Source organism: Pseudomonas sp. (assembly GCF_035277045.1).
Taxonomy (GTDB): Bacteria; Pseudomonadota; Gammaproteobacteria; order Pseudomonadales; family Pseudomonadaceae; genus Aquipseudomonas.
Genome location: NZ_DATELE010000131.1, coordinates 1 through 4,248, shown reverse-complemented (window position 1 = coordinate 4,248; position 4,248 = coordinate 1). Strand labels below are relative to the sequence as shown.

General features: G+C 67.6%; 1 protein-coding gene. It reads right to left on the bottom strand.

The window, feature by feature from the left end; genetic code table 11:
• Nucleotides 1-100 precede the first annotated feature (100 nt).
• Entirely contained in the window at nt 101-4,222 is a 4,122-nt protein-coding gene (locus VJS90_RS05940) for an NEL-type E3 ubiquitin ligase domain-containing protein (protein ID WP_324119996.1), read from the bottom strand.
• Nucleotides 4,223-4,248 lie beyond the last annotated feature (26 nt).

Genomic DNA, 4,248 nt, shown 5'->3' with positions numbered 1-4,248 from the left:
GCCGCCGCCGACGAGCCGCTGCCGCTGTTCCGTCGCCGCTGATCGTCGCCTGGCTTCCCGCACCGGCCCGCCTTCATGGCGGGCCGGTTCGTTTGAGCCCCTAGAGATCCGGATGCCGGTCGTAGGCATGCCGGCTCAGCTTCAGGATCAGGATGCGTTCCGCGGCCGCGCGCGCCTGCGCGATGCTGTCCACCTGCTCCAGATAGGCCTGCTCGCTCATCGAAGCAGCCTGCTCGGTGAGTGTTTCGAGTTGCTCATGGAACGGCGTGCTCATGGCGTCGAACGCTTCGGGCTGGGTGTCATGCAGGAACTCCACCCAGAAGTCGCGTGCCGCGAGCGAGCGGCTCAATGCGGCGCGGGTTTCGCCCCTCAGAATCGCCTCCTCGGCATTGCGCAGCAGCGCCTTGGACACCAGGCTGTACTGCTCGAAATACATGTAGCGCGGTTGCCGGGGCAGATCCAGCGGGCCGGCGAGGCCAATCCGATAGGCCAGGTAGACCTCGACGTCGTCCACCTGCGAGATGCCATCCCTTTCGAGCTCATTGATGTACTGCGCAGCGATTCGATTGACTTCATCCAGGCGGAACAGCGAGCGGCCCAGCCGCAGCAGCGGTCGTTCGGCATGCAACCCGTACAGCCCGGCGGTCAGTTGCACGACTTGCACACGCACCTCGATCGAGCTGAGGATCAGCAGCAACTGGTCGATGCAGCCGCGCGGCTCGGCCGCCAGCTGAAACACCGCATCGCGGGTCTCGGTGTTGTACAGGCAGGTTTCGAGGATCTCCCACACACGCAGTTGCAGGTACTCGGTTTGCACGCGGTACTCGGCCGTGGTGCTCAGGTCTGCCAGGAAGCGAAAGAAATCTCCGCCCCCCTCCTCCGCCTGCAGCCGCGCCCAGTCGCGGCGTCGCGCCTCGCGCTCGTGCTGGTCGAAGCCGCTTAGCCAGCGCTCCCGCGCCGGGTCGTCGGCCTCGGCATGCTGCGCTGGCCTGGCGGGCGAGCCGTTGTCGGCCGCCATGAACTGGCGCAAGCGTTCGGCGCTTGCGCTGTCCAGTGGATTGTCATGCAGCACCAGGCTGCGCAGGCGCCGCCGCTGTACATCTGGCAAGTGCTCGGGCAGCGTCTGGATGAGATTGTCACGCAGATCGACGATTTCCAGTCGCGGATGCTCGAGCACCTGCGCCGGCAGGGCCTGCAATCCGGTCGAACGCAGCGACAGGCGGCGCAAATGCACCAGGCTGTCCACGCGCGGGGGCAGTGTCACCGGGTTGCCGCCAAGGTCCAGCTCACGCAATTGCCGCAGGGCGCCCAGCCGGGTATTGGCCTCGCCGTCCAGCACGATGCGGTTGCCATCCAGGCGCAGCACGGTCAGCCGCGCCAGTTGCTCGAGCCCGACGGGCAGCGCCGTGAACTGATTGTCCCGCAGGTCGAGCCGGCTCACGCCGCTGAACATTCTCAGCCAGTCCTGCTCCAGACTCTCAAGGCGCATGCCACGCAATGTCAGATGGATGATGTGGCTGAAATCCACCTCGCTGGCAAACCGCGGCAGGCTGCCGACATCCTCGCCCTGGATCATCAGGGCATGATTGCCCTGCATATCGCTCAACTTGCGCCGCCACGCCCGGCGGATCTGCCTGGCCACCGTGCTGCGGCGCAGGCGCCGCAGCAGCCCTACCGGCTCGCGCAGCCAGGCATCCAGCGTGGATTGCAGGCTGCTCAACTGCTGCTGGACGTTCCGGCAGTGCTCCCACAGATCATTCCCTTGGCGTACCTGCAGGTCCATGTAACGGTCCAGCTGATGATCGGTGTAGGTAGGATAGAGCCGGTGCAGCCACCGCCTGATCGCCTGCCGGTTGCCCTCGGGGCGCCCGCTCAGGGGGTAGCCCACACGGCCGTCACCCAGCCGCACGGGAGGCCGTATGCCGCTGGCCGGCTGCGTCATGCCGAGCATGGCGGGCAGTTGCTCACGCTGACGTGAGGCTCGCCTCGCCAGCGCCTCGCCCAGTGCCTGGGGCGACTGCGCGCTGTCACCCAGCCGACGCTTTTGCGCGTCATCCAGGCACAGCAGCAACGCTTCGAAGAGCCCCTCGCTGGGCGTGGCGACACCCACGCCATCGACAACGCCGTAGCCTTCGCCACCGCGGACGATCTGCCTGATATCGCTGGCCGTCGAGGCCTGCGTATGAGCGATGAGTGCACCGTCCACCGTAGTCTCGCGCAACTCCACGCGTACCGTCTCCGGCCAAGGCTGCCACTGCTCCAGCACGCCAAGTGCCAATCGCTCGATGTCGGGATTCATCGCCCAACCCCGGTGCAGCCCGGCCAGCGCACGGTCCAGACGACTGTCATGCCGCGCCCAGCGTACGCGTTCGGCCAGTGCCAGCGGCACACGCGACTGCTCGATGACCGTCTGCAATTGCTGACCATTGGACTGACTGACGATTTCGCGTGCGCAGCGCGCCGACAGCCCCGAAAAGTCGCGCATCAGCACGGCCTCGGCTTCAGAAGACGGCAACTGCAGCTGGGCCAGGCGCGTCTCGAACGCTTCGCCGTGCAAGGCCGGGGCTTGCTCATGCAGGCGGTGGCGCTGCAGAACGTCAAGCAGGCGGGCTGGCGCGGGTGCCTGCTCCAGGTGCAGGCGGCGCAGACGGTCCTGATCCAGCCCGGTGATCGCCAGCAGCTGTTCGGCCAGGTCATCGGACACCTCGGCCAGGGCGCTGTCCAGCGGACGCAGCAAGGCGCTGCTACCCGACCAGTGCCGTGCCTGTTCCGCGCCGCGCGCAGCGCTGAGCCGCAATGCCCCCTTCGGGGTACTGACCGGGGTGAGTCCATCGACATAGGCCACGCGCTCCAGCACCTTGCCCGCCGCCACCCCAGCCCCGCCGGTCACCGCCGTGGACACCACCGTCTGCGCGACGGCGAACAGATGCCCGAGCGCGGCCTCGCGGTCACCCAGCTGCCAGGAGTGGTAGCCTTCATAGACCTCGTCGGCAACCTGGCTGGCGGCAATGCCCAACAAGGGCAGGCCAAGGCCGGGCACGAAAAACGCCGCGAGCCCTAGCAGGTCCAGGCCAGCGGCCAGGTACCCCTTCAAGCGCCGGTCACGTTCATCGCGGTCCTCGTCAGCAGTCGGCACAGCGAGCAGCCGTCCATCCTCCAGGATCTTGTCCAGCTGCCCGCGCCGCAAGTGCTCGAACAGCCGCCCCTCCACTGCAAACGCCCGGCCGTCCAGCTCGACGGCGGCGGGAGCTTGCGCCAGCTGCTGGGCGACGCCCTGGGTAAAGGCCGCGCGGTCCCGCTCGCTGATGAAGCGCTGGAAGAACGCGGCATAGCCGGGCAGGCGCAGGCGAGCGGCAATGTGCTGGTAGAGCTGCTCCCAACTGTCGAAGCGGCTCAGAGCGCCATGGGGGTCGTCGGGAATCCAGGCGATCACCCCCTCCAAAGAAGATGAGGCCGCATTCCGCACCCCGAACGCCACCACGCCGATGGCCTGCTTGCCCAACAGGCGGATCTCGTGCGCGTGCAGTTGCGCCGTGTCGGACGGCACGACCGGCCTGGATGCGATGACGGGCAGCAACTGCCGGTAGCTGCGCTCGTCGATTTCGCCTTTGATCGCCGCCAACCGCACGGCCGCTTCCATGGCCGCGCGGTGCCCTTCCTCGACCAGCGCGTGCAGCGCGCTGCCCGCCTCGCCCGAAGGTGACAGCACGCTCTGCAGGTGGCTGCGGTAATGCCCGCCCAGGTCCAGCGTCCGGCAGAGCGCGGCAAAGGCCGGTGGTGTCAGGGACAGCGGCGCGCCGCTGGCATCGAGCAGCATCGAGCCCTGCGCGTAGGCCTCGTGACGCGTTTCTTCGATGGCGAAGTTGTGAAGGGCCGCGGCCAACAGGCTCTGCCGGGAGGTTTCGCTGACGAAGCCCGACGGCACACCGGCGGTAAAGGAGGGAATGTGCACGGTAGTCACCCGCTGCAGCACCGCGCTGCGCACATCCAGATTCAGGTCAGCCTGCGACGCGATCGCGGCGGCCAGCCGGGGCGCGGCGAACACGTCGAGCGGGATGACCTGGGCCATCACCGCATGCAGGCGTTGCCGGACCCGCTGCTGCTGCACCAGGCAACGCTGCAGCCTGAGCAGGTGCTCGGTGGAGGCGGCGGTCAGCCAGGCGGGCAATTGCCGGATGATGAACGTATCGATGGAGTCGTGCGGTAAGGCGGTGGTGTTCATGCGCTGCTGCCTCGTCGAAATGAAGC